The organism is Methylobacterium sp. XJLW (assembly GCF_003254375.1).
GTDB lineage: Bacteria > Pseudomonadota > Alphaproteobacteria > Rhizobiales > Beijerinckiaceae > Methylobacterium > Methylobacterium fujisawaense.
The window spans coordinates 713031-739624 of the sequence record NZ_CP016429.1; the positions used below are offsets into that span (position 1 = coordinate 713031).

General features: G+C 71.3%; 26 protein-coding genes. 14 read left to right on the forward strand and 12 right to left on the reverse strand.

What is annotated here, in order from left to right; genetic code table 11:
* The first annotated feature begins 20 nt into the window (after positions 1 to 20).
* Positions 21 to 914 carry a LysR substrate-binding domain-containing protein gene (locus A3862_RS03230; protein WP_111473197.1) on the forward strand — a complete coding sequence of 298 codons (894 nt, stop codon included), beginning with the start codon at positions 21 to 23 and terminating at the stop codon, positions 912 to 914.
* Positions 915 to 1143: 229 nt separating this feature from the next.
* On the opposite strand, the gene A3862_RS03235 is transcribed toward A3862_RS03230, so the two are convergent.
* On the reverse strand, positions 1144 to 2085 hold the full coding sequence (locus A3862_RS03235) for a 2-hydroxyacid dehydrogenase (protein ID WP_111473198.1): 942 nt from the start codon (positions 2083 to 2085) through the stop codon (positions 1144 to 1146).
* A gap of 115 nt (positions 2086 to 2200) precedes the next feature.
* Complete coding sequence (locus A3862_RS03240) at positions 2201 to 2485, reverse strand: hypothetical protein (RefSeq protein WP_236961717.1); 285 nt, start codon at positions 2483 to 2485, stop codon at positions 2201 to 2203.
* 159 nt (positions 2486 to 2644) lie between these two features.
* Between A3862_RS03240 and A3862_RS03245 the strand changes: the two genes are divergently transcribed.
* Positions 2645 to 4117, forward strand: a complete 1473-nt coding sequence (locus A3862_RS03245) for an MFS transporter (protein ID WP_043349334.1) — start codon at positions 2645 to 2647, stop codon at positions 4115 to 4117.
* A gap of 85 nt (positions 4118 to 4202) precedes the next feature.
* On the opposite strand, the gene A3862_RS03250 is transcribed toward A3862_RS03245, so the two are convergent.
* The 3 genes from A3862_RS03250 to otsB all read right to left on the reverse strand — a co-directional run bounded on the left by A3862_RS03250 (position 4203) and on the right by otsB (position 6542).
* The gene (locus A3862_RS03250) at positions 4203 to 5204 is read right to left on the reverse strand and encodes a glucokinase (RefSeq protein ID WP_043349337.1); all 1002 of its coding nucleotides are present in this window, start codon (positions 5202 to 5204) and stop codon (positions 4203 to 4205) included.
* A 118-nt stretch (positions 5205 to 5322) separates the two neighbouring features.
* Positions 5323 to 5727, reverse strand: a complete 405-nt coding sequence (locus A3862_RS03255) for a DUF4260 domain-containing protein (RefSeq protein ID WP_043760408.1) — start codon at positions 5725 to 5727, stop codon at positions 5323 to 5325.
* Positions 5728 to 5798: 71 nt separating this feature from the next.
* The gene (gene otsB / locus A3862_RS03260; protein ID WP_043349341.1) at positions 5799 to 6542 is read right to left on the reverse strand and encodes a trehalose-phosphatase; all 744 of its coding nucleotides are present in this window, start codon (positions 6540 to 6542) and stop codon (positions 5799 to 5801) included.
* A gap of 114 nt (positions 6543 to 6656) precedes the next feature.
* Here otsB and A3862_RS03265 point away from each other — a divergent pair, with 114 nt between their 5' ends.
* The gene (locus A3862_RS03265) at positions 6657 to 7166 is read left to right on the forward strand and encodes a DUF427 domain-containing protein (protein WP_043760405.1); all 510 of its coding nucleotides are present in this window, start codon (positions 6657 to 6659) and stop codon (positions 7164 to 7166) included.
* A gap of 51 nt (positions 7167 to 7217) precedes the next feature.
* Complete coding sequence (locus A3862_RS03270; protein WP_043760403.1) at positions 7218 to 8441, forward strand: serine hydrolase domain-containing protein; 1224 nt, start codon at positions 7218 to 7220, stop codon at positions 8439 to 8441.
* A gap of 13 nt (positions 8442 to 8454) precedes the next feature.
* Here A3862_RS03270 and A3862_RS03275 read toward each other — a convergent pair whose 3' ends face one another.
* The 4 genes from A3862_RS03275 to A3862_RS03295 form a co-directional block, all read right to left on the reverse strand.
* On the reverse strand, positions 8455 to 9069 hold the full coding sequence (locus A3862_RS03275) for a DUF2147 domain-containing protein (RefSeq protein WP_043349347.1): 615 nt from the start codon (positions 9067 to 9069) through the stop codon (positions 8455 to 8457).
* An 899-nt stretch (positions 9070 to 9968) separates the two neighbouring features.
* On the reverse strand, positions 9969 to 10178 hold the full coding sequence (locus tag A3862_RS03285) for a hypothetical protein (protein ID WP_043386991.1): 210 nt from the start codon (positions 10176 to 10178) through the stop codon (positions 9969 to 9971).
* A gap of 412 nt (positions 10179 to 10590) precedes the next feature.
* Complete coding sequence (locus tag A3862_RS03290) at positions 10591 to 10791, reverse strand: glycine zipper 2TM domain containing protein (protein ID WP_043349362.1); 201 nt, start codon at positions 10789 to 10791, stop codon at positions 10591 to 10593.
* A 106-nt stretch (positions 10792 to 10897) separates the two neighbouring features.
* A complete protein-coding gene (locus A3862_RS03295; RefSeq protein ID WP_043760402.1) occupies positions 10898 to 12001 on the reverse strand; it encodes a helix-turn-helix transcriptional regulator in 1104 nt (367 codons plus the stop codon).
* 447 nt (positions 12002 to 12448) lie between these two features.
* On the opposite strand from A3862_RS03295, the gene A3862_RS03300 reads away from it, so the two are divergent.
* The 5 genes from A3862_RS03300 to A3862_RS03320 are packed head-to-tail and all read left to right on the forward strand — an operon-like array spanning position 12449 to position 18336.
* Positions 12449 to 13603: a polysaccharide biosynthesis/export family protein gene (locus tag A3862_RS03300; protein WP_043760400.1), complete on the forward strand. Its 1155-nt coding sequence runs from the start codon at positions 12449 to 12451 to the stop codon at positions 13601 to 13603.
* Positions 13600 to 15132: a GumC family protein gene (locus A3862_RS03305; RefSeq protein ID WP_043760397.1), complete on the forward strand. Its 1533-nt coding sequence runs from the start codon at positions 13600 to 13602 to the stop codon at positions 15130 to 15132. Before A3862_RS03300 ends, A3862_RS03305 begins: the two co-directional genes overlap by 4 nt.
* A complete protein-coding gene (locus A3862_RS03310; protein WP_053610503.1) occupies positions 15129 to 15770 on the forward strand; it encodes a CpsD/CapB family tyrosine-protein kinase in 642 nt (213 codons plus the stop codon). The genes A3862_RS03305 and A3862_RS03310 overlap by 4 nt, the downstream gene beginning before the upstream one ends.
* Positions 15767 to 17407: an O-antigen ligase family protein gene (locus A3862_RS03315; protein WP_236961719.1), complete on the forward strand. Its 1641-nt coding sequence runs from the start codon at positions 15767 to 15769 to the stop codon at positions 17405 to 17407. The genes A3862_RS03310 and A3862_RS03315 overlap by 4 nt, the downstream gene beginning before the upstream one ends.
* Positions 17404 to 18336 carry a glycosyltransferase family 2 protein gene (locus A3862_RS03320; protein ID WP_043354821.1) on the forward strand — a complete coding sequence of 311 codons (933 nt, stop codon included), beginning with the start codon at positions 17404 to 17406 and terminating at the stop codon, positions 18334 to 18336. Before A3862_RS03315 ends, A3862_RS03320 begins: the two co-directional genes overlap by 4 nt.
* Before the next feature lie 12 nt (positions 18337 to 18348).
* Here the strand turns inward: A3862_RS03320 and A3862_RS03325 are convergent, their stop codons facing one another.
* Complete coding sequence (locus A3862_RS03325) at positions 18349 to 19086, reverse strand: class I SAM-dependent methyltransferase (protein ID WP_043354823.1); 738 nt, start codon at positions 19084 to 19086, stop codon at positions 18349 to 18351.
* Positions 19087 to 19158: 72 nt separating this feature from the next.
* Here A3862_RS03325 and A3862_RS03330 point away from each other — a divergent pair, with 72 nt between their 5' ends.
* The gene (locus A3862_RS03330) at positions 19159 to 20301 is read left to right on the forward strand and encodes a DUF1972 domain-containing protein (RefSeq protein WP_043387006.1); all 1143 of its coding nucleotides are present in this window, start codon (positions 19159 to 19161) and stop codon (positions 20299 to 20301) included.
* A gap of 28 nt (positions 20302 to 20329) precedes the next feature.
* Here A3862_RS03330 and A3862_RS03335 read toward each other — a convergent pair whose 3' ends face one another.
* Positions 20330 to 20932, reverse strand: a complete 603-nt coding sequence (locus tag A3862_RS03335; protein WP_043386983.1) for a serine acetyltransferase — start codon at positions 20930 to 20932, stop codon at positions 20330 to 20332.
* Positions 20929 to 21450 carry a serine O-acetyltransferase gene (locus A3862_RS03340; RefSeq protein WP_236961721.1) on the reverse strand — a complete coding sequence of 174 codons (522 nt, stop codon included), beginning with the start codon at positions 21448 to 21450 and terminating at the stop codon, positions 20929 to 20931. Before A3862_RS03340 ends, A3862_RS03335 begins: the two co-directional genes overlap by 4 nt.
* A gap of 211 nt (positions 21451 to 21661) precedes the next feature.
* Between A3862_RS03340 and A3862_RS03345 the strand changes: the two genes are divergently transcribed.
* Genes A3862_RS03345 through A3862_RS03360 form a run of 4 tightly spaced genes read left to right on the forward strand, consistent with a single transcriptional unit; the run spans position 21662 to position 26586 of the window.
* Positions 21662 to 23140 carry a lipopolysaccharide biosynthesis protein gene (locus A3862_RS03345; RefSeq protein ID WP_111473199.1) on the forward strand — a complete coding sequence of 493 codons (1479 nt, stop codon included), beginning with the start codon at positions 21662 to 21664 and terminating at the stop codon, positions 23138 to 23140.
* Complete coding sequence (locus A3862_RS03350) at positions 23137 to 24078, forward strand: glycosyltransferase family 2 protein (RefSeq protein ID WP_043760388.1); 942 nt, start codon at positions 23137 to 23139, stop codon at positions 24076 to 24078. Before A3862_RS03345 ends, A3862_RS03350 begins: the two co-directional genes overlap by 4 nt.
* Positions 24075 to 25457: a right-handed parallel beta-helix repeat-containing protein gene (locus A3862_RS03355; protein WP_111473200.1), complete on the forward strand. Its 1383-nt coding sequence runs from the start codon at positions 24075 to 24077 to the stop codon at positions 25455 to 25457. Before A3862_RS03350 ends, A3862_RS03355 begins: the two co-directional genes overlap by 4 nt.
* A 1-nt stretch (position 25458) precedes the next feature.
* Entirely contained in the window at positions 25459 to 26586 is a 1128-nt protein-coding gene (locus tag A3862_RS03360) for a glycosyltransferase family 4 protein (protein WP_043760383.1), read from the forward strand.
* Positions 26587 to 26594: the final 8 nt, after the last annotated feature.

The window sequence follows — 26594 nt, forward strand, 5'->3', positions numbered from 1 at the left end:
AGCGTTCTGCTGGAGGAACGATGAGCCGCGCCGACCTGAACGACTACGTCTACTTCGCCGAGGTGGTGGCGCATGGCGGCTTCGCCGCGGCGGCCCGGGCGCTGCACCAGCCCAAATCGAAGCTCAGCCGCCGGGTCGCGGCCCTGGAGACGCGCCTGGGCGTCCGCCTGATCGAGCGGTCGAGCCGGCGCTTCCGCGTGACCGAGGTCGGCCAGGGCTTCTACGAGCGCTGCAGGGCGATGATGCTGGAGGCCGAACGGGCCGAGGCGCTGGTCGCGGAGGCGCAGACCGAGCCGCACGGGCGGATCCGCATGAGCTGCCCGACCGGCCTCATCGATATCGTCGGCGCGATCGTGCGCGTGTTCCTCTCCCGGCATCCGAAGGTCAGGCTGCAGCTGGTGGCGACCGACCGGCCCGTCGACCTGATCGAGGAGCGGATCGATGTGGCCCTGCGGGTCCGGCGGGATCTGACCAGCGACGCGTCGCTGACCATGCGCTCGCTCGGGCTCTCGCGCTGGATCCTGGTGGCCGCACCGGAAGTCGCGCGCGGCCTGGGCCCCGATATCGCCAGCCTCGGCGCGGCCCCGACCCTCGGGACCCGCGACGATCCGGGCGAGGCGGATTGGCGGCTGGAGCGGGCGGATGGCCGGGTTTTCACCCTGCGTCACGAGTCGCGCCTGACCTGCGGCGACTTCGCCGCGCTCTGCGACGCGGCGGCCGCCGGCCTCGGGGTCGCGTTCCTGCCCGACCATGCCTGCACCGACGCCATCGCGGCGGGCCGGCTTGTTGCCGTCTATCCGGAGTGGCAGGGGCAGCCTGGGATCGTGCATCTCGTCTTCACGACCCGGCGCGGGCTGCCGCCGGCCGTGCGGGTGCTGATCGACCACCTCGCGGCGACATTCCCGACGCTGTGAGGCCACGCGTCGTCCCCACGCATCCGAAGGGCAAAGGTCACGCGGCGCGCCCGTCCACCTGCGCCGTCATTCCGGGCGCCGCAGGCGGGCTCGGACCGGGAGAGGCACGCCGGAGGCGGGCGATCCGGAGCCGCCGCCGGAGCAGGATCCTGGCGCCTCGGCGTGTCAGGATCCCGGGCACCGCTGCGCGGTCCCGGGACGACGGGACGAAGCGGCCGCGACGCGCGGCCTAATAACCCCGTGTCGCGTCGACCCCGTCCGGCACCTGACCGGTCCGGCGATAGGCCCGCAGGTTCTCCGCCACCGTGGCCGCGGCCGAGTCCATGTCGGTGGGCCCCGAGATGTGCGGCAGCACCGTCACCCCGGGATGTGACCACAGCGGGGAGTCCGCCGGCAGGGGCTCCACCCCGAAGACGTCGAGCACCGCATGCGCGAGGTGGCCGGTTTCCAGGGCGGCGATCAGATCCTCGGTGACGACGATCGGCCCGCGGGCGAAATTGATCAGCGCGGCGCCCGGCTTCAGGGCCGCGAGGCGTCGGGCATCCACCAGGCCCCGCGTCTCCGGCGTCAGCGGCACGAGGCAGACGAGGATGTCGCACCGGCCGAGCATCGCCGGGAGGCTGTCGGTGCCGTGAAACGTCTCGAGGCCCGGCACGGCCTTCGGGCCGCGGCTCCAGCCGACGACACGGAAGCCCGCGCCGGTGAGCCGCTCCGCCGCCGCGGTGCCGAGCGCCCCGAGGCCGAGCAGTCCCACCGTGGTGTCGGACGGCTTGCGGTAGGCGTGCGGGCGCCAGACCCGATCCCGCTGCTGGCGGGCATAGGCCGGCATGTCGCGCTGGAGATAATAGGTCCAGGCCAGCACGGCCTCGGCCATGGTGCGAGCCATTTCCCGGTCGACCAGGCGGACGATCGGCAGCGGCCGGTCGAAGGCGCCGACGAGCTTCTCGACCCCGGCCCAGAGGCTCTGCACCCAGACGAGTCCCGGGAGCGCCGCCACCTCGGCCGGATCGGGATTGGCCACGACGGCGACCCGCGCCGCCGCCCGAGCCGCATCATCCATCGTCCGGAACGGGATCAGCCGCTCCTCCGGCATGGCCGCGGACAGGATCCGCAGATACTCCGCCTCCTGGCCCGGCCCCCTGCACCCGACCAGGGCGATTGCCTCCGCCATCCGCGCCTCCGCACCGTCCCGACGAACCCGTCCACATGCGGACGAAGCAGGCGCTGTGCCTGACGGGATCCGGATCGTCGAGATGGAGTGGGCGAGAGATCGATTGCAGGCGCGGTCAGCGCGCCTCGACCAGCGCCGGGTAGACGAGGCGGACGTTCCGACGATCTTCGGGGATCGCGGTCTCGGGCCGCCTGCGGACGCTGCCGGTCACGGTGACCACGGGCTCCGTCGGCCGCAGCCGCCAGCGCTCGGCCGCCTGCAGGGCGACGCGCGGCTTGGGCCGTTCGAGATGCCGGTCCGCCCCCTCGGTGGGGACGGTGGCGAGCCCCGCGAGGGTCAGGACGGTCAGCAGGACGAGCCGAGCCCGGGGGCGGCGGGAAAGGGCAGGACGGGAGGACATGGGAAGGGCACCGCGTGGACCTCCCTGTTCTGCGCCGCGCATGTGAAGACGAAATCGAACCGAATCGATTTCCAACCCGTTCCCAACACCTGCCTACAGTCGCGGTAAATGCGCACTGTCCAGGCACAGTAAACGCTTGAGACGGGAGGACACGCGGACATGGCGAGCAAGGTCGAGGGGGGATCCGGGACGCCGGAGCGCGCGGAGATCGGCCGCGTGATCGATACCGACATCTCGGCGCGTCTGGACCGGCTGCCCTGGGGCCGCTTCCACGTGCTCGTCATCGTGGCCCTGGGCATCACCTGGGTGCTGGACGGGCTCGAGGTCACCCTCGCCGGCTCCCTGGTGGGCGCCCTGCGCCAGCCGCCGATGTCCTTCTCCGAGTTCGACGTCGGGCTGGCCGCCTCCTGCTACCTCGTGGGCGCCGTGACCGGTGCCATCGGCTTCGGCTGGCTCACGGACCGGATCGGCCGCAAGAAGCTGTTCTTCATCACGCTGGCCCTCTACCTCGTCGCCACGGCGGCCACCGGCCTGTCGTGGAACATCTGGAGCTTCTGCTTCTTCCGCTTCCTCACGGGGGCCGGGATCGGCGGCGAGTACACGGCGATCAACTCGACCATCCAGGAGCTTGTCCCGGCCCGGGTCCGCGGCTGGACCAACCTCGTCATCAACGGCTCGTTCTGGATCGGCGCGGCGCTGGGCTCGTTCATGTCGATCGTGCTCCTGAAGCCCGAGGTGATCGACCCGGCCTGGGGCTGGCGCGTCGCCTTCTTCACCGGCGGCGCCATCGGCCTCGTGATCCTGCTCCTGCGCACCTGGATCCCCGAGAGCCCGCGCTGGCTCGCGACCCACGGCTACGCGGCGGAAGCCGACCGGGTGGTCACCGGCATCGAGAAGCGCTTCACCGACGAGGGCGTGACCCTGCCGCCGGTGGACGAAAGCAAGCGCATGAAGGTCCGCACCCGCGACCACACCCCCCTTTCGGAGGTGTTCAAGGCTTTGTTCGTGACGAGCCGCAAGGAGACCATGGTCGGCCTCGCGCTGATGATCGCCCAGGCCTTCTTCTACAACGCCCTGTTCTTCACCTACGCGCTGGTGCTGGAACGCTTCTATCAGGTGCCCGGCAACCACGTCGGCTGGTACCTGCTGCCCTTCGCGCTCGGCTCCTTCCTGGGCCCGCTGCTGCTCGGGCGGCTGTTCGACACGATCGGACGGCGCAAGATGATCGCCTTCACCTACGGCATCTCGGCCCTGCTGCTGGCCGGCGTCGGCCTGCTGTTCCGCCTCGACGTGCTCGGGCCGGTCGGCCAGACCGGGGCCTGGATGGTGGTGTTCTTCTTCGCCTCGGCGGCGGCGAGCTCGGCCTATCTCACGGTCTCCGAGACCTTCCCGCTGGAAATCCGGGCGCTCGCCATCGCGGCCTTCTACGCGGTCGGCACCGGCATCGGCGGCGTGTCGGGGCCGCTCCTGTTCGGCAGCCTGGTGGAGACCGGCTCGCGGGACTGGGTCCTGTTCGGCTACGGCCTCGGCGCGGTGCTGATGCTCATCGCGGCAATCGTCGGCGGGATCTGGGGCACGGCCGCGGAGGGCAAGTCCCTGGAGGAGGTCTCGAAGCCGCTGGCGGCGGCCTGAGCGCCGGCCCTCACGGGCCGTGCCGCCGCGACCGGGGCGCCGTCGCCGGTCGCCTCGCCCCGTTGGCGGCGACCGCGCCCGTCCGTCACGCCTGCTTGCGCCAGACCTGCCCGTGGTAGACGAACTTGGCGCCCTCGTTCGCCAGCGCCGCCAGACCCCGGAAGGCCGGATCGTGGACGGTGATCACGCTGGTCGGGATCTGGCGCATCATGGCGGCGAAGGGTGCCTTCTTCTCGAAGGCGGCGCGGAAGCCGCTTTCCGCGAGCACCTTGAGGATCCGGGGCGCGATGCCGCCGCCGATATAGACGCCGCTGGTCGCCAGAAAGGTCAGCGCGAGATCCCCGCAGACTCGGCCGAGCACCCGGCCGAAAAGCTCGAGCGTCTCGGCGGCATGCGGATCGGTGGCGTTGAGCCCCGCTTCGGTGACGGCGGCCGGCTCGATCTTCCCGTGCGGCTGCCCGGTCCGGACATGGGCGACCGCCGCGTGCAGCCGCGACAGCCCCGGACCCGACAGCACCGTCTCCACGGTGATGCGGTCCTCGACCCGCTCCAAGACGCGCCAGACCTTCTCCTCGAACGCGTCGACCGGGCCGAGATCGGTGTGGCCGGCCTCGGTGGACACGATGGCGAGATGCGCCGCGTAGGGCACCAGCGCCGCCGCGCCGAAGCCCGTTCCGGGGCCTAGCACAACCCGCGCGCCGCCGGGCACGGGCGGACAGGGCCCCACGGGCGTGAGGTCGTGGGGCTCGATATCGGCGGCACCGGCCGCCACCGGGACATAGTCGTTGACCACCACCGCGGCGGAGAGATCGAAATCCGCCGCGATGCGCTGGCCGGCGATCTTCCAATGCGCGTTCGTCAGCTGGATCTCCGGCCCGTCGACCCGGCCGGCGATCGCCAGGATGGCCGAGCGCGGCGAAGGCCCGCCCCCCTTCGCCAGCGACGCCCTGATGGCGCTCGACGGATCGGGATGGTCGGCGGTGGCCTCGTGGGAAAGCAGGCGGGGCTGTTGGCCGGCCGTCTCGATCAGGCCGAACCGCGCGTTCGTGCCGCCGATGTCGCCGACCAGAACCGGAAACTCGAACATCGCAACAAGCCCCTGCTACCTGTCCCGCCGCCGACGGGATCCGCACCCGACGCGGCTTCGGCGCTACATCGGCCCCGCGCCCCGGCGCGGGCAAGTCCCATTCGGCATCGGCCGCCTCTCAATGCGGCGCGATCGTGGTGTCACGCGGCCGGCCGATGACGCCAAGATGCGTATCGCCAAATCCGCTCGCGTATTTGAGACCATAGCCCAGCGCACGATCGAGGCCGATATGAGCGAGCCAGATCAAGGCCAATCCCACGAGATCGAAGTGGCCGAGGCCAGCCGCCAGACACAGGCCGACCAGCGGCAGGGCCAGGAAGTGAGCAAGGTTGTAGAGCACGGCACCGGCCACCGGGCCGGCCGCGTAGCCCAGCATGCTCACGTCGGGGACGAACAGCAGCGCGGCGAAGATCCACCACGATTGCCCGAGCCAGCCGTAGGCCGACACGGCGCCGGCCAGGATGCAGGCGCCCTCGAGCCGCAGCAGCATCCGCGGCCAGCCGTCGACGGAACGATTCGACATCGCGGCTCCCCATGATCGGCGCGCAGGACGACAGCCCGGGCCGCGGGCCGCGGGCCGACTGGCGAGACGGCTCAAGCCCGCGGAAGCGCGTCGGGATCGATCGCCCCCCCGGCGGCCCAGTCGCGCAGCAGCGCGCGGACGGCGGCGGGGTCGGGCAGGCGGCGGCGGGCGACGGTCTCGCCCTCGCCCACGCGTACCGCGATGCCGCCATCCTCGTTGATCGACGCGAAGGCAATCTCGTCGGTGCGGTCGTCCCCGAAGAAGACGGGTGTCCGGCCGGCATAGGGCGCCTCCGCCATGAAGGCGCGGATCGCGTGCGCCTTCGTCGCCTGCGCCGGGACGATCTCGCCGACCGCCTTGCCGAGTTGCAGGCGGTACGCGAGGCCGAGCGCGTCCGCCGCGTCCTTCACGAGCGTTTCGGCCCGAGCGGCATCGTCGGGATCCGCGAGGCGCCAATGCACCGCCACCGACGCGCCCTTGTCTTCGATCAGGACCCGCGCCAGCGCCGCGGTCTCGGCCTGGAGACGCGCGACCTGCCGGCGCAGATCCGGGTGATCCTCCATCTGGCCCCCCGTGATCGCACCGCCGACCCGGCGCTCGACGCCGTGAAGGCCGGCCGCGTCCAGGCGGGACGGCGTCAGAAAGCCGTCGATCACCGTCACCGGCCGGCCGGTCACAATCGCCAGCGCCCCGTCGAGGCGCGCCCGGAGCCGCTCCAGATCCTCCACCAGCCCGGGCTCGACCTGCACGGCGTCCGGCCGCGGCGCGATCTCGGTGAGCGTGCCGTCGAAGTCGAGGAAGAGGGCGATGTCCATCGCGGGCGATCCCGGGCTCGAGTGTCGGCGACGGGCTAGCACGGGCGAGGCCGACGACAAACGCCGGCCGCGCCGCCCTATCTGTATCCCCAAAGGCACGTCACGAGGTTTCCCATGAGAGGATCGCCCTTCCGGCCCGTTCCGGATCCGGTCAGGCCCGGCGAGGAGAGCGTCTGGGACTATCCGCGGCCGCCGCGGCTGGAGCCCGTCCGGGAGCGACTGCGCGTGGTGCTGGGCGGCGGTGCGATCGCCGAGACCGTCTCCGGCTTCCGGGTGCTCGAGACCTCGCACCCGCCGACCTACTACCTGCCGCCCGCCGACATCGCGGAGGGAACGCTCGTGAATCCGCGGCGCGGCGGGATCTGCGAGTGGAAGGGCCAGGCGGTACTGTTCGACGTGCGGGGCGGCGACCGTCTCGTCCCCGGGGCCGCCTGGGCCTACCCGGACCCGACCCCGGATTTCCGCGCGATCGCCGGCTATGTCGCGTTCTACGCCGGCCCGATGGATGCCTGCTTCGTCGGTGGGGCCCAGGCGACGCCGCAGCCCGGAACTTTCTACGGCGGCTGGATCACGCCCGGCATCGTCGGACCGTTCAAGGGCGGTCCCGGAACGATGGGCTGGTGATTTTCCAGCCCTCCCCTTCTACCTTCCGGACCGTCACGACGAGGAGACCGCATGAGCGCGCTGACCGAGACCGATCCGACCGGCGCCGGGTTCAGCCCGGAAGGTCTCGCCCGGATCGCGCCATGGATGGACCGCCTCGTCGACGAGGGCCGGCTCGCCGGCCTGTCGGTCACCGTGGCGCGGCGCGGCCGTGTCGCCTTCGCGCGCGCCTGCGGTCAGGCCGACCTCGCCCGGGCGACGCCCTTCACCCTCGATACGGTGACGCGGATCTACTCGATGACCAAGCCGCTCACCTCGGTGGCGGTGATGCAGCTCTACGAGCAGGGCCTGTTCCAGCTCGACGATCCGATCTCCCGGGTCCTGCCCGAATTCGCCGAGATGCGGGTCGCCGTGGGCGGCAACCGGGCGAAGCTTGAGACCGAGCCGGCCCGCCGGGCGATCACCGTGCGGGACCTGCTGACTCACACGGCCGGGCTGACCTACGGCTTCATGGAGGCGACCCTCGTCGATGCGCAGTATCGCGAGCACGGCGTCGACTACCTGGCGCGCGAGGGCACGCTCGCCGAGATGACAGCCCGGGTGGCGAAGCTGCCGCTCCTCGCCCAGCCGGGCAGCGCCTGGAACTACAGCGTCGCCACCGACGTGCTCGGCCAGTTCGTGGCCGCCCTGAGCGGTCGTCCGTTCGCCGACTATCTCCGTGAGGCGGTGATCGAGCCGCTGGGCATGATCGATACCGACTTTTTCGTCCGGCCGGAGCTGATGCCGCGCTTCTGCGCCACCTACGCGTATGACCGCGCAAGGCAGCTGCGCCTGTTCGACGATTCCGTGGAGACGGCCTTCGCGAAGCCGCCCGCCATCGCGTCGGGCGGCGGCGGCCTCGTCTCCACGGCCGCCGATTACCAGCGCTTCTGCCGGATGATCCTCAACCGCGGCACCCTTGACGGCACGCGCCTCCTGGGCCGCAAGACCGTGGAGTTGATGCTGTCGAACCACCTGCCGGGCGATCTGGCCGCGATGGGCACGCCGCGCTTCGCCGAGACTTCATACTCCGGCATCGGCTTCGGTCTGGGCTTCTCGGTGATGCTCGATCCGGCCCGCGCCCAGATCCTCGGCACGCCCGGCGAGGTCGCCTGGGGCGGCCTCGCCTCGACGGCGTTCTGGATCGATCCCGCCGAGGATCTGTCGGTGGTGCTCATGACGCAGCTCGTGCCGTCTTCGGCTCTGCCGATCCGGCGCGAACTGCGCGTCCTGACCTACGCGGCCCTGGCCGACTGAAGGCCGGTGCCCCTCACTCCGCGGGGGGCGCCTCGGTGGCGGCGGGCTTCTGGGCCGGTTTGGCACCGGCCTTGGCGGTCGGCTTGGGGGCGGCGCTGGCGTACTCCGGATCGGTGCGCGGACCGTTCGGACCATTGGTCGGGCCCGGGAGCTGACCGGGCGCGAGATCGGTGACCTTGGTCCAGGTCTGCGACTTGCACAGGAACGCGATCAGGCAGCCGCGCACCGTCAGCTCGCCGGGCGTGTCGGTCCAGATGGTGACGTCGTAGGATTTGCCGTCCTCGGAATTGTAGATCTTGCCCTCGAAATGGGCGTCCGCGTTCGGCTTCAGGCCCAGGATCAGCTGGTGACCGAGCGACGGCCGCGCCTGCTTCTTGGGATCGGGGTTCTTGAAGTCGATCCGCGGCTCGCCCTTGTCGTTGAGCGGAACCTTCAGCCAAACCACGTAGCCACAGAGCCGGTCGCCCGCGGTCCCGCACTTCTCGAGACGCACGCGCGCCCGGCCGTCCTCGGTCAGGTAGGTGCCGCTGGGATCAGTGGGCGTCTTGGCCTGGGCCGTGCTCGCCAATGCCGAGAGCGCCAGGATTGCGAGCGGCGCAACCCGGCGACCGATCGATGTAAACCGCATACCTGAACTCCCATCCCTCGCGAGTCGTGATGGAGCCTTGACCGCCCGCCCTCGCGTAAACCGCTTTCGCGCGCGGAAAGACCGCTCTCCCCGCGCCATCGCGCCCGCGCCGAGCCGAGAACCGGACGACGTGCGCATCATGCCCGCCCTGTCCCGCGCGAAGTTGTCCGCATCATGACAACCCAACCGCAGTGTTGGGGCGTAATCGGCCCTGCGAAACGGGGGCTCGCGGTCCGATCCGCGTCGGCGGCAGGCTTCGGTCGGGTCAGAGCGCGCCCTGCATGAGCATCACGGCGCGCCATCGCCCGGGCTTGCGGCCGCCACGCCCGCAAGGATGCGACAGGCGTGAAGCCGAGGCTTTCATGCAATGCAGTCGAGGCGGGAGAGCCGCTGTCGGCGATGATGGCGACCAGAGTTCGGCGGTCGATCTGCTCGCTACCCGCGACCGGGGTCGCAAGCGGGCGGCGCCCGCCGCGGCCCGACCGGGCGCCGTGGATCAAATCCTCGCGGGTCGAGCGGCAGGCGGCGCGCTGGCGCTAGGGACCGGCATCGGCATAGCCCGCAACCGTGTCGGCTCAATCGGCCACGACACGGGATAGCCGCCTCCGCGCAGGACTTCGTAGCCGCGCCTCATTTCCGAGAGCGTCGGCGGCTCCCTCTCGACGCTGGCCGTGCTCGCAGTGACGGCGTCACCGTAGATCGCCGCGATGGCAGAACGATCGGCCCCGGTGGTCGAACGTATCACGTCTGTCACGGCGGCCCGTTAAGCGAAGTCGCCAACCACCGGCAATGGCACGGAGCTATCTCGGGCGGGCACGGCCACCGCAGGCGGGCAACCGTGACGCTGCGGCGGGATGGTCGCCTGGCGACTGATCCCGCAGGCTCGGAGAGCCGGTGGATTACTCGGCGGCGGACATCTCGGCAGTGAAGTGGCCGCACCAGTCTTTGGAGGCGACGACCGGCCAGAGGCCCTTCGACTCCGGGGCGGGCTGGCTGACCGGCGGATTGAAGCGGCAGAGGCCTTCGTCACCCTTTGCCTGGGCGCCGTTGAGCTTGTGATCGTCGAAGAAGCGGCAGCTCTCGCAAGCGGCGTTCGCGGTACCGGCCATCGGGTCTCTCCATCGGCTGACTGGGGGGCGGTGGAACCGTTTCCGGATCGTTCCCCCGCCAGTTCTTAATTAGAATAGCTCGAAAGAGCGGTCAACGGGCAGGCTTGCGCGGAGCTTATGTCGGGCCACGCAAGCTGGTGGTGGCCGAAGGCGCACGGGGCAGCCGCTGCGACGACGGCTGAGCGGCGGTGTTTCGAGATTCCCGCTGTACCCGCGGTGGCTGCAGCCAGGATCTGGGCTGGCCCCGAGGACGCCCGCGCAGACGGCATCGACTCTGTGCGACCGGGTGAGGTTCGAGAATGCGAAGAGGCCGGATTCTCAGGGAGAATCCGGCCTCGGCAATAGACACTTGTCGAATCAGCGTCGTCGCTACGCGATCCCGTCGCCTACGACGGCATCGCGTGCAGACAGGCTAGCCCTGCTTGGCCTTCTTGTTGGCGTTGTGGTGACCGATGGCGCAGCCAGCGGCAGCGCCCATCTTGCCGTGGCCCGCCATATGTCCGGCAACGCCGCCGACCACGGCACCCTTGAGGCAGCCCTTTGCCTCGGCCGGCGCGCCGGTAAGCAGGGCCGCGATGGCCAGGGCAGAAGCGAAGGCGATCCGGTTCGTCATCGACATGTCTCCTTGCAGTCGACCGGAAACGGCTGCGCGGTCCAACCCGTTCCGTCGAGGGCCGGGACCGGGACGCGCCTGTTCCGGTTCACCGCGATGGGCGCGGTCAGCGCGCGAGACTCGCCACCAGTCGCACGAGGTCGGACTGGCGTGTCGCGCCGGTCTTGGCGAAAATCGCCTTCAGCTGCGAGCGGGCGGTTGCCGCAGTGATCGCAAACCGCGCTGCGCTCTCCGCGAGCGAGGTGCCAGTCGACAAGGCCAGGGCGAGACGTGCCTCCGCGGGAGTCAGCCGATAGACCGCCTGGAGAATGGTGGAGGTCGGCACCGTCATGGTCCCGGGAACGCTGCAGAGGAGGAGCGTGCTCGCTCCCCCGAACAGGCCGCGGGTCGGTCCGACCAACGGCACGACGTGGATCACGATGGGCGGCGCGTCCTGTCGCGGCACCACCACGGAGGAGATGGGCGGGCGGCCGAAGGGCCGCGCCAGGGCTTCCAGCTGCCGGGTTGCCTCCGGATTGTCCGCAGTGAGGCGACCGCCCGTGAGCTTCAGGTCGCGACCGAGGAGCGCGCCGAAGGCGTCGTTCCAGCGGAGCGCGCGCCCCTCGAAATCGAGGATCAGGGCGGGCCGGTCGATCAGCTCGAAGGCCTGCGTCAGCCCCGCCAGGCGGGCCTGCTCCACCATCGACGTCAGCAGAGCCGCGCGCTGCAGAAGCGGCGACAGGGTGGCGAGGCGCCGTTGCTCGTGTGCCTCGTACGGCCCCTGCTCCACCGTCCGCTGCAGGGACAGGCACCAGAGACGGCCCTTTACTGCGAAGCCGATGCCGGCGAACCAGCGCAGGCCGCGGGAGGCGAGCAGATCCTGGTAGAAGGGCAGGCGTGCGACTTCCTCAGGGGTGGTGAAGTCCTGATCGACCGCGATCCCGCGCGTCCGCATGAACGGAATTCCGCGCAGGCGGTGGTCGTCGCGGTGCCAGCCTTCGTCGAAGTAGCGGCGCGATGCGTCGGCGAGCGAGGCGGTGCAGAGCGATTCAAGGCTTCTTCGATCGGACCGGAGGAGCAGTGCTCCCTCGCTGCCGGACGCCCGCACGGTGCGCTCGGCCAGATCAGGCCAGCGCGCAGGATCGATGACCGCCTCCTCGAGATCTTCCCGGAACCCTGTCTCAAGATCGTCGCGCAGGCGAGCGAAGAGATCCGGCCTCACGCCCGCCATGCGGCACGCCCTCCTCGCAACGAACAATGCCGTCCGGCACCGCGCCGCAGAGTTTCGACCCGCAGCTCGGACCGGCTTTCACCAGCGAACTATAAATCACGTCGTTAAATCCGAGCAAGCGTCCGGATGTATACAGCTTTCGATCGAGAGTACCGAAGTCTGAGGTGTCGGGATCTCGACGGGGCCGCCTCGTCCAGCGGCTCGAACGTCGGGCCTTTTCATTTCGCGCTATCTCGAAGGTCGCGCCCGCAGGCGAGCCCGACTTCCCACACGGGCGGGAGTCCGCCTCCGCAGTTTGCCACGGCTTGCGATTTACAACCTCTGATAGAATTGGGAAAAGCCGGGTTCAAGCCTCGTTAACCAAGCTTTGCGATTGTATCGCGGTGCGCGGCTCGATCATGGGTTGTCTTCGAGCGAGCGCAGTCGAGCAGGATGCGGCTGAGGTCGATGGCGTTTTCCCTGTCTGGATTCCGCGGCGCGCCGTCCCGGCACGCCGGTCGCCCGGCCGGCGTCCTGGGGGTCGCCGTTGCGCTGCTCGGCTGCGCCCCGCTGCTCGCGGGCTGCATGTCGAGCCGTCCGCAGAGCGCGACGCGCGCGGGAACCGATGTCACCCAAACCGGCACCATCTCGGAGGGCCTGCCGCCCGCGTTGGTCGCCGCGGCGCAGGAGGAGGTCGGACGCACCATGCGCCTCGGGCTGGCGAACTACCGGCTCAATGTCGGCGACAATGTCGAAGTCTCGTTCCTGATCGATTCCAGCGTCGTCCAGCCGACCTACCGGCTGAATCCGAACGATGAGTTCGACGTCGATTTCCGCACCCATCCGGAGTACAACCGGACCGTGATCGTCCGGCCGGACGGCCGGATCTCGCTGCCCGGCAAGAACGGCATCAAGGTCGCGGGGCTGTCGCCGGAAGCCGCGGCCGCGCTGATCAAAAGCACCTACGACGACGTGCTGATCGACCCCGTCGTCACGGTGATGCTGCGCCGGTTCCGCACCGTGACGGACGATTTCCGCGACCTCACCCAGCGGGCCGATATGGGCCGCGTGAAGGTCCTGGCGATCGAGCCGGACGGCAAGATCAACCTGCCGATGGTGCCAGCCGTCCAGGCGGCGGGCCGGACCGTGCATGAGGTCGCCGGCAGCCTGAACGCCGCCTACAAGCACCAGCTCGCCTCGGTCACGACCAGCGTGCGGCTCGCGAGCCTCGTCCCGGCCAACACCATGGTGTTCGGCGAGGTGCGCGCCCCGGGCCCGGTGAGCCTTCAGGGGCCGCGGACCCTGGCTCAGGTCCTGGGCTCGGCCGGCGGCGTCCTGCCGACGGCCGCCGGCGAGGCCGTGCGCATCATCCGCTTCGACGCGGAGGCGGCCGGCAGCGTCCGCATCGTTGATATCAGCCAGCCGGGGCTCGCGGACTCGATCGTCGTGCCGCCCAACGCCACCGTCTACGTGCCGCCGTCGCTGCTCGCGAAGACCGCCCGCGCGGTGGATCTCGTGGTGCGCCAGATCCTGCTCTTCAACGGGACCGGCTTCGGCGTGAACTACATCACCGGGCCGTCCGCCAGCACCTCCAACACCGCCACCGTGAGGTCCGGCACGTGAGCCAGACCGACCTGACCGCCGCCGACGCGGGCGAAGGCCCGGCCTTCGACCTTCGCGACGCCCTCGCGGCCCTGTTCCGGCACATCCGGCCGGCCCTGCTGATCCTGGTCGCGGCCATCGTCGGCGCCGGGATCTACCTCCTGCTGACCCCGGCCGAATACACGGCGGACGCCAAGCTGATCATCCGTCTCGGGCGCGAGAAGGCGGGCGCCCCGCTCCAGGGCGGCGCCAACCAGAACTACATGTTCTCCGAGCGCGCGCAGAACGTGAACAACGAGATCGAGATCCTGCGCGACCCCAGCATCGTGCGCGACGAGTTCGCGGCGCTGAAGCAGATGACGCCCACCGGCGATCCCGGCCCGCCCCCCGCGGACTGGATCGACTGGTTCATCTACCAGGGGCGCCAGGTCCTGCGCAGCGCCAAGGCGGTCAAGACCTGGATCGTCGAGACGGTGCGGGTGCCCTTCGAGGCGGTGGGCCTGCTGCGACACCTCACGCCGGACGAGAAGCTCTACGAGGCCTATCTCGCGTCCTTCAAGGTGGCGTTCGTCAAGGAGACGGACGTGATCGTGACCGGCTTCACCTGGACGGATCCGCACTTCGCCGCGCAGGCGCTCAACCGGCTGCTCGACGCCTACAAGCGCCGGCACGTGGAGGTCTACGCCGACGAGACGCCGGCCTCGTTCTACCAGAGCAAGCTGGAACGCGCCCGGGCCGACCTCGCCGCCATCGACGCGCAGCTCGCGACCTACCTCAAGGGCAACAACACCGCGAGCTTCGAGATCGAGCAGCAGAACGACCTCGGCACGCTGGCCGATCTCGCCAAGCAGAAATCGGCGGCGCAGATCGAGCGCGAGGTGGTCGAGACCCGTCTCAAGCGCACCCGCGAGGCCGGACCCGACCGCTGGCAGCCGACGCCCCCCGACGCCGACCCGACGGTCACCGCTTTCGACCAGCGCTGGGCGGACCTGAAGACGAAGCGTGCCGAACTCGCGGTCCGGTTCCGGCCGACCGCGCCCGAATACGTGAGCCTCGACCGCGATCTCGCCGCCCTGGCGCGGCAGAAGTATCAGTCGCTCCTCGCCGCCGACACGGCGAAGCTCGCCGTGCTGGCCGAGAAGATCCAGAGCATCACGGCGATTGAGCAGACGCGCCGCAAGGCCGCCATCGGCCAGAGCGACGCGGCGCTGGCCTATGGCCGGCTGACCCAGCAGAAGGGCCTGCTCACCGACGAGATCACCGAGACGCAGAAGCGGATCGACGCGCTGAAGACCGGCACCGGCCTCGACGCGCAGGCCGTCACGTCCTCGGCCCTGGTGGCGCGCGCCGTGCCGCCGCGGCTGCCCTCCGGCCCGAACCGGCCGCTGATCCTCGGCCTCGCGGCCGGTCTCGGTCTGCTCGCCGCGCTGGCCTACGTCGCCCTCGCGGAGATCCTGGCCCAGACCTACCGCAGCGCGTCGGAGGTCGCCCGCTCGCTGCGGGTGCCCGTTCTGGCCGCGGTGCCGCTGCAGACAGGAACCGCCGGATGATCGCCGCCGCAGCCGCCCCCCGCATCGATCCGGCGATCCTCGAACCGGCGCTCGTCCAGCTCACCCGGAACGAGGCGCGCGTGCGCCGGGTCGGCATCACCGCGGTCCAGACCGGCGAGGGCGTGAGCACGCTCGCCCGCGAGCTCGCCGGCGCCTACGCCCGGCGCGGCCGCAGCGCCGTGCTGATCGAAGCCAACTGGTCCCGGCCATCTCTCGCCGAGGCCTACGGACTGATCGGACGGCCGGGCTTCGCCGACATCGTCGCCGGGGCGGTAGCGCCGAGCCGCGGCGTCCACGCGGTCGCCGACGGCCTCAGCGTCGTGCCCGCGGGAACCCCGGCGGCGATCCGGAAGGCGACTTTGGACGACGGGCGCGTCGAGGATTTCCTGGCGCTGGTCGACGAGCGCTTCGATCTCGCCCTCGTGGATTGCGAGCCGATCACCGAGATCGGCGACGCCGCGGCGCTCTCACCCTTCGTGGACGGCTTCATCGTGGTGATCGGCGCCGAGCGCACCCGCCGAGCCGTGGCGCAGCAGGCCCTGGCCGACCTGAGGGCCGCCGGGGGTGCCCCGCTGGGCGTGGTCCTCAATCGCACCCGCAGACCGATCCCGAAATGGCTCTACCGGTGGCTCGGGTGAGCGCGGCGCACACTCGCACGCTGCGGGCCCTGCCCATCGCGGGAATCGGGTTCGCGGCGGCGGCTGGCGCGGTCGCACTGAGCGCGGCGCCCCTGAAGTTCGCCGTCGTCGGGTTGGCGGCGGCATTCGGCGGCGTCGGCGCCCTGATCGTCGGGCGGCTCTATCGCCTGACGCCGGTCCTCCTCGTGGCCCTCGCGGTCGGGCTGACGGTCAAGCTCGACGTGAGCTTCTTCCAGCATTTCGAGGCGGTCGGGCAGTACCTGCCGAGCATCGGCGGCGGGGCCGGCCTGACGGTGAGCGTCGCCCTTCTCGTGGCCGTGGCGCTGATCACCGCCAAGCTCACGGGCCTCTGGGAGAATGCGCCCGGCCTGCGGCTCGACCGCCCCCTCGTCCTGACGCAGGTCGGCTTCCTGATCGCGGGCCTGCTGTCGCTCACCAACGCCACCGACCCGGCCTATCTCTGGTTCGACACGTGGCGCTTCGTCGGCCTGCTCCTGGTCTCGGTCGCGGTCTCGAACCTGTCGGAATCCGACATCCGGACCCTGGCGCTGGCGATCTGCGCCCTCTGCCTCGTCCAGACCGCGGTGGCGGGGCTGCAATATGTCTCGGGCTCGGAACTCGGCCTCTCGGTGCTGGGCGAGGAACAGATCGTCGAGGAGAACATCAACTTCTCGGCGCAACGCCGCGCCGGTGGCCTGAAGGTCCACCCGAACATCCTGGGCTATTATTACGAGTTCGTCTGGCCCCTCGCCCTGGCGCTGGCCCTCTCCCGCGGCCCGCTGATCCTGCGCCTCGTCGGAGCAGCGGGCGCCGCGTCGGCACTGGTCGGGGTGGTCCTGACCCTGTCGCGCGCATCCTGGCTCACCTTCCCGGTCTCCGCCGCGCTCCTGATCCTGCTGGTTTATCGGGACCGTCTGTTCTCCCGGGCGAGTCTGATCGTCTTCGGTCTTCTGGCAATCGTCGGCAGCGTCGCGGCCCTCTATGCCGGTCCGCTGATCTGGGAGCGGCTCACCGCCGACGATGGCGGCTCGGCCGCCCAGCGCGGCCCGCTGAACGCGGCGGCCCTCGCCCTCTTCGAGCAGTTTCCGGTCTTCGGCGTCGGCCTGAACAACTTCGGCAATCAGTTCGCGGTCCTCGACAAGACCGGCCTGTCCCGGCTCGCCGGGCTCTTCGACCGGTCGAACCACGTGGTGCACAACCTGCACATCCTGATCCTCACCGAGGTCGGGATCGTCGGCTACGCGGCCTTCGCGCTGGTCTTCGGGATCGGCATCGCCCGGGGGTTCCGCGCGGCCCGCCGCGCGCCGGTGGGCGATCCCCTCGCGGCGATTGCGGCGGCCTGCGCGGTGGGGCTGATCGCGCATCTGCTGCACGGCCTGGTCGATCCGGGCTTCCGCCTGAATCTCGGCATCGCCGAGCTGCTCTACACCGGCCTCGGACTGATCGCCGGGGTGCGTGCCGCCCAGCGGCAAAGGGCCGTTCAGGCGCGCCGGCCGGTCGGGCCGATGGAACCGAGAGGCGCGACACGCGCCCTCCCCGCCCAACGGAAAGGAACCGCGTCCCCCCTCGCCAGCGCCCCGGGAGCGCCCGCGTCCAGGACCGGCCATACCCCCTTCACACGTGGAGACCGATCATGAGCGCCGTCAGCCTCAGCGTCCTGATCGTCACCTACAACGCCGGTCGGGACATCGCGACCTGCCTGGAACTGCTGGCCTCGAGCCGGATCGACCGCCCCTACGAGGTGATCCTCGTCGACAACGCCTCGACCGACGGCACGCCGGAGCGCGTCGCGAAGGCTTTCCCCTGGGTGCGGGTGATCGCCGAGCGCACCAACCACGGCTTCGCGGGCGGCAACGCCGTCGCCCTGGAGCACGCGCGCGGCGAGGCGATCCTGCTCCTCAACCCCGACGCGTTCCTGCGCGACCCGGAGGCCCTGACCGGTCTCCTGGCCCATCTCGACGCGCATCCGGACGTCGGCGCCGTCGGCCCGCGGCTGACCTTTCCGGACGGGACGCATCAGGTCGGCGATGCCGGCTACGAGCCGCGCCCGCTCTCGATCCTGGTGCACGCCGCCGGCCTGTCGGGCCGCCTCGGCCGGCGTGGCCTCTATCTCGCCAGCCGGCAGGCCCGCGGCACCGGAGCCCTCGACGTGGACTGGATCTGCGGCGCCTGCCTGCTCCTGCGCCGGTCGGCGATCGCCGCCATCGGCGGTCTGCACAGCCCGATGTTCCTCTACGGCGAGGACGTGGATTGGGGATGCCGCCTGCGCGATGCCGGCTGGCGCGTCGCCTACCTTCCGGGGATTGCCGTTCTCCATCTCCAAGGGGGCTCGGGAGGTACCCGCTCGCCCCGCTGGCTCGACGGGCTGGCGACCATCTACAGCCTGCGCAACGCCGGCCGGCGCCTCTCGTCGCCGGCCTTCTTCTCGGCCCCGCTGCGGCTCGGCTTCACCCTGCGCGCCCTGGCCTACGGATTCGCGGCCCGGCTGCGCGGGCAGCCGGACCTCGCCCGCAAGGCCGAGGACATGCGCAGATTTGCCAGCCATCTGCGCAGTCTTCGCCTCTGACCGGACCGTCCCTCACGGTCGTTTACGAATGAACACCATGTGGTAGCCCTTGAACGGGCCCGGCGTGAGCCGGAACAGCAGCTCCCAGAACTTGCCCAGGACGATGTTCTCGCCATGATAGAACGGCTGCCCGTCGAAACTGTAGGTGAAGTGCTCGAACCGATCAGTTGGGAAAAGCCGCTTCCGCGCCGCCTCCGTGTTCATCGTGTAGAGCGGCACGAACGAGTCGATCTCGACCCGCCGGGGCTCGACGAGGCGCAGCACCCGGGCGTGCAGCCGCTTCGGGATGAGCCGTGCCCCGATCCCGACATAGCCCCAGCGGTTGGGCGTCCAGGCGCAGAGCCAGCCGCCCGGGGCGAGAACCCGGCCGAGTTCCGCCGCGGTGGGCTCGGGATGCTCGATGTGTTCGAGGACCGAGAAGGCCGAGATCAGGTCGAAGCTCCCGTCCGGGAATGGCAGCATCCCGTCGTGCCCGATCAGCCGGACCTCGTCGGCCGACTTGTTGCCGAGAACCGCCTCGTCGACGTCGCAGGCGACCACGTGGGCGCAGCGCCCGCGGAAGTCGCCGAGGTGTCGGCGCAATGGGACCGGATCATCGCTCCACTTGCCGCGTCCCGCGCCGAACTCCATCACCCGCATGTCCGGGCGGAGCAGCGCGTTGACCCGCACGATGTACTCCATCCGGTGGTCGTGCCGGGAGTAGCCTCCGGCTCCCATCTCCCGGAACAGACGCTGTTCGACCGTGACCATGCCTCAGACTCCTCTGAACGTGTCGCGCCCACGGCGCATGTGAAGGCGGGGGAGCCGGGCGGGCGCCCGGCGGTGGCGATCCTCGGCACACGCGGGGTGCCGGCGGCGCATGGGGGGTTCGAGACCCTGGCGGAGCGGCTCGCGCTCGAACTCGTGGCCCGGGGCTGGCGGGTCGAGGTCTACTGCCAGGTGCGCGAGCCGGCCCCGCCAACGGTGTGGCGTGGGATCCTGCTGATCCCGGTCGCGGTCCGGGGCGACGGTGCCGTCTCGACGATCGTGTTCGACCTGAAATGCACCCTGCGGGCGGCCTTCCGGCCCGCCCTGCCCCTCGTGCTCGGCTACAACACCGCGGCGTTCTCGCTGCTCTACCGGCTGACGGCCAAGCGCAGCGTCATGAACATGGACGGCATCGAGTGGAAGCGCGACCGCTGGTCGAAGCCCGCCAAGGCCTGGTTCTGGCTGAACGAGCGCCTCGGCAGCCTGTTCTCGACGCACCTCGTGGCGGACCACCCGGAGATCGCCACGCACCTCGCCCGCGGGACCTCGGCCGCCCGGATCACCACCATCGCGTATGGCGCCGACCCGGTTCTGGAAGCCTCGACCGAGCCGCTGGCGAAGTTCGGCCTGCGCCCCCGCGATTACGGACTGCTGATCGCCCGGGTGGTGCCGGAGAACCTCGTGCTCCAGGTCGTCCGGGCCTGGAGCGAGGTGCGCCCGGGCCTGCCGCTGCTCGTGCTGGGCAAGCTCGCGGAGTCCGACCCGTATCACCGCGCCGTCCGGGCGGCGGGCGGACCGGACGTGATCTTCGCCGGCGCGATCTACGAGGCCGAGCGCGTGGCCGCGCTCCGCTTTCACGCCCGCTTCCACATCCACGGCCACACGGTGGGCGGGACGAACCCCTCGCTGGTCGAGGCCCTGGGGGCGGGCTCGCCGATCCTCGCCCACGACAACCCATTCAACCGGTGGGTGGCGGGGCCGCAGGCGCTCTATTTCGGCGACGAGACCGAGTTGCGGCGGGGCATCCTGAGCCTGGTGCGGGCCGGGCCGGGCCGCCTCGACGTCATGGGCGCCGCCTCCCGTCGCCGGCACGCCGAGGCCTTCACGTGGCGCGTCATCTTCGACGCCTACGAGCGCGTCCTGCGCCGCCAGATCGCGCCCGCACGAGCCGGCCGCGGCGCGCTGCGGGCGGTCCGCGGGGAGCACGGGCGCGCGTGACAGGCGCCGCGGCCCTGCGCGGCCGGGTCTAGCGCCCATGAATCGTCCCCTGGGGGCGCCGCGGACTGCGAACCTGCCGCTGGGCGATCATCGTCACGGTGCCCGCCGGCACATCCCGAAGACTGCAGACCGCGATGCCGACCGTCGCGCCCGCGCCGATGGCGACCGATCCCTGGATGGCGGCGTGCGCGCCGACGATCGCGCCGTCCCCGAGATCAGGACCGTCGGCGGGAAACGGCTGGTCCGGAAGGACCCAGTCCCGCGGTCCGACCAATGTCCCGGGCAGCAGCGTCAGGTCGGCCCCGGCCGTCGCGCAGAAGGCGACCCGCGCCGGATGCGGCACGAACAGGCCCGGCCCCACGCGCGAGCCCGGATGCAGGCTGGCCCCCGTGAGACGCAGCGACAGGTCCGCCACGAGGGCGGCCGAGCGGCGCCAGCCCCTGCCGTGCAGCAGATGCGCGGTTCGATGCAGGATCGCCACCTGCATGGCCGGAAGCAGGAGGTGCATCAGGCGTCGGAGCCGGGCGGTCGGCTTCCCCCCCGTGGTCTGATGCAGGATGCGGGCGAAGTCGGCCGCCAGGAGGCGCCGCATCCCCGACAGGGTGCCATGGTCCGACATCGCGTTCCTCATGGCGCGACGTTCCGGCCGGGGAGCGGGCGCCAGGGTTGCGGCATGATCTCCTCGTCGGCCTCGACGGACTTCAGGGTGATGGTCCGCGGCCCGATCCGGGCGCGGTCCCCGACATGCACGGCGCCGAGGACGATGGCGCCCGCCTCCAGCATCACGTCGTCGCCCAGCACCGGAAGGCCCGGGCCGCCGCCGATATCCTGGTCCGGCTCCTTCAGCAGGCCGCCGATGGAGGCCTGGATGCCGAAGGCGGCGTCGCGGCCCACGGCGCCGGCGATCACGGTCCCATAGGGCTGCGGCAGGAACAGGCCGCCGGCGATCCGGCTGGAGGGCGGGATGTCGGCGCCGGTCCACCAGCCGTTCACCAGCCACAGCAGCCACGCCGCCATCCGCCAGCCGCGCTCATGGGCATAGCGGGACAGGCGGTAGAGCCAGATCGCGTGGTAGCCCCGGCGAAAGGCCGCCGGCCCGCAACCGCGGCGGCGCCAATGATCCCGATCGGCGGCCAGGGCGGCCCGCACCTCCCCCCATCGGAGGCGCCGTTCCGGCTCCGCTTCTGATCGGCGCGAGAGACACAGGTCCGACCCAGCGGCTGTCTCGGACATACGCAGTCCTCCGGTTTTGCCAACGCGATAACTCTGCAACCATAAATTGAGACACCGGTTGCAAGCCATACGCAGCCTGCCACGATGCAATCGTAGGTCGCAGTTTTCAGTCAGACGTCACCGAGAGATGATCCGCTTGGTAAACCGATTGTCGGGGCGCGGACGGGCCGGCGGGCTCCGTTATGGTGCGAATCTGCTCGGGCAGGCTGCCGGCCGCGGCGTCTACCTTGCGGCAGGCCTCGCAGCCTTCGTGATGGTCGGGCACATGGCCGGGCCGGCGGCCCTCGGTCGCTACGGCCTCGCCCTGGCGATCCTGGCGGTGGCTCTGATCGCGGCGGATTTCGGCACGACCCTGACCTTCGGGGCGCGCCTCGGTGCGATCGAACCCGAGATGCGGGCGGCCGAGTTCGGCCGAATGCTGTCGGCGCGTCTCGTCCTCGGTCTCGGGACCGGCGCGGCGCTGCTCTGCATTCTGCCGATGCTGCCGGACGCCATCCAGCCCGCGCTGGCGCTGGCCGCCCTGCTGATGCCCCTCGCGGCCGCCCGCTTCCTCGACGCCCTGTTCCAGGTCTGCGGGCGGCCCGGCTGGTCCGTCTGGCCGGCGCTCGCCAACGCCGTCATCCTGATCGGCGGGACCGCGCTCGCGCTGTGGTTGCAGCTTCCGGAAGCGGCCCTGAGCCTTGCGGCGGTCGGCGCCGGCATCGCCTACGGCGCCGTGGGACTGGCGCTCGCGCTGCGCCTCGTGCCCGCCCGCCTCGCTCCCCTGCCGCAGGCCCTGGCGACCATCCGGGCCGCGGCGGGCGTGGGCGTCGCGAATGCCCTCGGTTCGCTCAACGGCCGGATCAGCCTCATGATGCTGGCCGCCTTCGCGGGCGCGGCCGAGCTCGGCCAGTTCACGGCCGGCTTCCGGTTCTTCGAGCTCGGGGCCGCGGTGGCGATCACCCTGTGTGCGCCGCTCGTGCCGGTCTTCGGACGGGCCGTCGGCCCCCTGGTGGACGGACGGCCGCGGACCGGGACGGCAGCGCTGCGGACCCGGGTTCGCACCGCGCTGGTCCCGATCCTGGCCGCCTCCTGCGCGGGAGCGGTGGCGGCCTGCGCCCTCGCGGAGCCGCTCGTGCGCCTCGCCTTCGGGCCGGACTTCCCCGGCGCCGTCCCGGTGCTGCGCATCGCCACCGGGATGAGCGTCCTGCTGATCGCGGCCACGATCCTGTTCGCGGGCCTCGTGCCGCTGGGGCGGACCGGCTTCGCCGTACGCGGGAGCGCGGCGGCCTGCGCCACCAACCTCATCGCCTGCACGCTGCTGATCCCCTGGAACTCCCTGCTCGGCGCGGCGCTCGCGGCGCTGCTCGCGGAGGCCGCGATGCTCCTCGTGCTGGCCCATGCCTTCTGGCGGCAGGCTGGACCGCCCCTGGCGCTGGCGGACATCCCGATCCTGGCTGCGCCGGGCCTCCTCACCGCCCTCGCCTGGGCGGCCGGCCCCGCCGCGCTGGCGCCCGGGACGGTCCCCGCCGTCGCGGCCGTCTCGGCCGCCCTGGTCGGGTGGCTGTGCCTGCGCCGCCCCCCGACCGATCCCCTCCCCCTCCCGCTTCCGGAAGCCTCGTCATGAGCGATGATCCCGTGCTCTCGGTCATCATCCCGACCTACAACCGCGCCGACACGCTGCGCCTGTGCCTCTGGGCCTTCGATCGGCAGGAGACGGACGCGCCCTTCGAGATCGTGGTCTGCGACGACGGCTCGACGGACGGCACCGGAGCGGTCATCGACCGCGCCGTCGCGACGGCCCGGATCCCGGTGGTCCATCTGCGCCAGGAGAATGCCGGCGCCAACGCCGCCCGCAACCGCGCCATTGCGGCGGCCCGGGGCGAGCGCCTCCTGATCGTCAACGACGACACCATCCCGGTGCCGGGCCTCGTCGAGGCGCACCGGCGCGCCCATGCGCGGCGGGGGGGACGGAGGACCGCGATCCTCGGGCGCATGACCATCGACCCGGCCCTGCCGTTCTCGCCGTTCTCGGCGCTTCACCACGACGCCTCCTACGATGCGCTCGCGGGCCGCGACGAGGTCGGCTGGGACGCGTTCCTGACCTGCAACGTCAGCGTCGACCGGGGCTTCCTGGAGGAGGCCGGGGGCTTCGACCCGAAGCTGTTCTGGCACGAGGATATCGAGCTCGGCGAGCGGCTGGCCCGGCGCGGCATGCGCCTGTTCTACGCCCCCGAGGCGCTCGGCTATCACCATCACCTCCTGGACGAGGCGGCCTATCTGCGCATCGCAGAGCGCGAGGGCGCAGCCCTGGTGCTGTGGTACCGCAAGCGCCCGGACCTCGTCGCGGATCTCGGCCGGCTCGGCCTGGTCGGGCCGCCGCCGCTCGGCGCGGCGGCACGCCACCGGGTTGCCGACCTCGCGATGCCGCAGGCCCTGCTGCCCGGCTGGCAGATGGCGGCCCGCGCGCTGACGCGGATCAGCCCGGAGGCCGGCCGCAGCGTGTGGCGCCGGCTGTTCCAGCGGCGCAAGCGGCTCGCCATCGCCCGGGCGCTCGCGGCATGAGACAGCCCCGCACGATCCTCGGCAGCGCCCTCGCGGCGCTGGTCCTGCCGGTCCTGGCCGCCTGCGGCCCGGCCGGCGCGCAGGTGCAGCAGAACATCCTGGTCGATCCCGCCGGCGGCACGAAGCCCGGCTACACCACGGTGGCGCGCCTCGCCGACGTGTCCTTCGCCACCCTCGGCCCCGGCTCGACCGTGCTGGTCCGCGGCGGCAGCTATGGCGACGTCGTCTTCATCGGGTCCCGCGGGACAGAGGCCGCGCCGGTCACGGTGGCGGCCGAAACCGGCACGCAACCGCGCCTGTCCAACTCGGTGGTGTTCGAGAACGCCGCCTACGTGACGGTCACCGGCCTGACCGTGCAGGGCGCGGTGAATTCCGGCTTCATCATCCGCCGGGGGTCGAGCCACGTGACGGTCGCGGGCTCGACCGTGTCCCGGTCCGGCCTCGGCATCTGGATCGGCGACGGCGCGGGCGCCGGGCACCGGATCACCGGCAACAGCCTCGCCGACAACCAGACCCACGGCGTCGCCGTCGACGTCATCAACGCGCCCCCCGAGGACCCGAGCTACATCCTCGACAACACCGTGACCGGCAACGGCATCCACGGGATGGAGATCAACGGCTCCGGCTACGTGGTGGAGGGCAACCGGGTCTCGGGCAACGGCGTCGGGATGTCGGGCACCTCTGGCATCCACGTCTACGCCAAGGACGCCGCCCAGGACGCGGGCGACCGCAACACCATCCGGTACAACATCGTCACCGGCCAGAAGGAGACCACCGGCCAGGACGGCAACGGCATCCAGATCGACCAGTGGTGCGACGAGAACATCGTCGCGTTCAACGTCGCGGCCGACAATGACGGCGCCGGGATCAACCTGTTCGACGCCGGCTCCAACACGGTGGTGAACAATACGACCACCGGCAACATGCGCGATTCCGGCGGCAAGCACGTCTATCGCGGCGAGATCGTACTCGCCTCCGACTATACCAAGCAGGTCGACCGCACGTCGAACAACCGGGTGCTCAACAACATCGCCTACGCGACCCGGCCGAACGTGGCCGCGATCGTGGTCGAGGCGACCACCACCGACAACAACAACGCGATCGGCCCGAACTTCCTCGGCAGCGCCGTCGGCGCCCCGCTCTACCGCTGGGGCAATCAGGCCACCGGCGACGGGACGAGCCTGCCGCTCAACGGCCAGGGGCCCGACCTCACCGGCACGCCCGCCTTCCGCGATCCTGCAAGCCCGATGACCGGCGGCCTCGCCCTGACCGCCGCCCCCGCCCGCGTCGGCATCCCGCTTGGCGCCACCCGCGACATCGCCGGCCGGGCCTACGCCCCCGGGGAGGCCCCGACCTTCGGCGCCTACAGGAGCCCTTGATATGCTTCGCATCGGCGTCGACGCGCACGTGCTCACCGGCAAGCCGCAGGGCAGCCGGACCTGGCTCGTGAACATCATCGGCCGGGCCGCCGCCCAGCACCCCGACGCCACCTACGTGGTCTATTCGGGCGATCCCGAGGCCTGCGCCCGCATCGTCTCGGGGGACAACATCGAGCACCGGCGGCTGCCGCGGGTCCCCGCGACCGTGCGGCTGACCCTGGTCTGGCCGTGGCTGTTCCTGCGGGATCGCCTGGACACGCTGCTCACCACCTACATCGCCCCGCCGCTGGTGCCGGGCGACCGGCAGGTGGTGGTGGTCCACGACATCCTGTTCGAGACCCATCCCGAATTCTTTCCCTGGTCGATGCGCTGGCGGAACAAGATCCTGACTCGGCTCTCGGCCCGGCGCGCCAAGCTGGTTCTGACCATCTCCGACTACAGCCGCGACTCCATCGCCAAGGTCTACGGCATCGAACGCCACCGCATCGCCGAGGTGCGCTGCGGCTCGACCCCGCCGCAGGCGGTCTCGGAGCGGACCCCGCTTGCGGACGGGCGGCCGTACCTGCTCATGGTCGGCCGGCTGGAGCCGAGGAAGAATCTCGGTCTCGTCCTCGATGCCTTCGCGCGGCTGCCGGAGGGCGCGGCGCGGCTCATCGTGGTGGGCAAGGGTGACGGCGAGCGGCCCGAGACCCTGGACCGCCTCGCCCGGACGCCGGACGCGGTGCACATCGCCGGCATCGACGACCGGGGGCTCTCCGACCTCTACGCCCGGGCCGCCGCCCTGGTCTTCCCGAGCCGCGGCGAGGGCTGGGGCATCCCGGTCCTCGACAGCCTCGCCCGGGGGACGCCGGTCATCGCCTCGAGCCTGACGGCCATCCCGGAGGCCGGCGGCAGCGCGGCGAGCTACTTCGACCCCGACGCCCCCGACCGGGTGGATCGGCTCGCCGAGCTGATGGGCGCGGCGATCGAGGGGCGGCTGCCCTTCGACGCGACCGCCGCCCGGGCCCATGCCGCGCGCCACGACTGGGACGGACCGGCCGCCACCTTCGTGGACCTGATGCGCGGCAGCTTCACGGCCCGCACGCATCTCCGGGACCTGATCCTGGCTGCCCCGAACCTGCGGGGGTGACGCCAGCG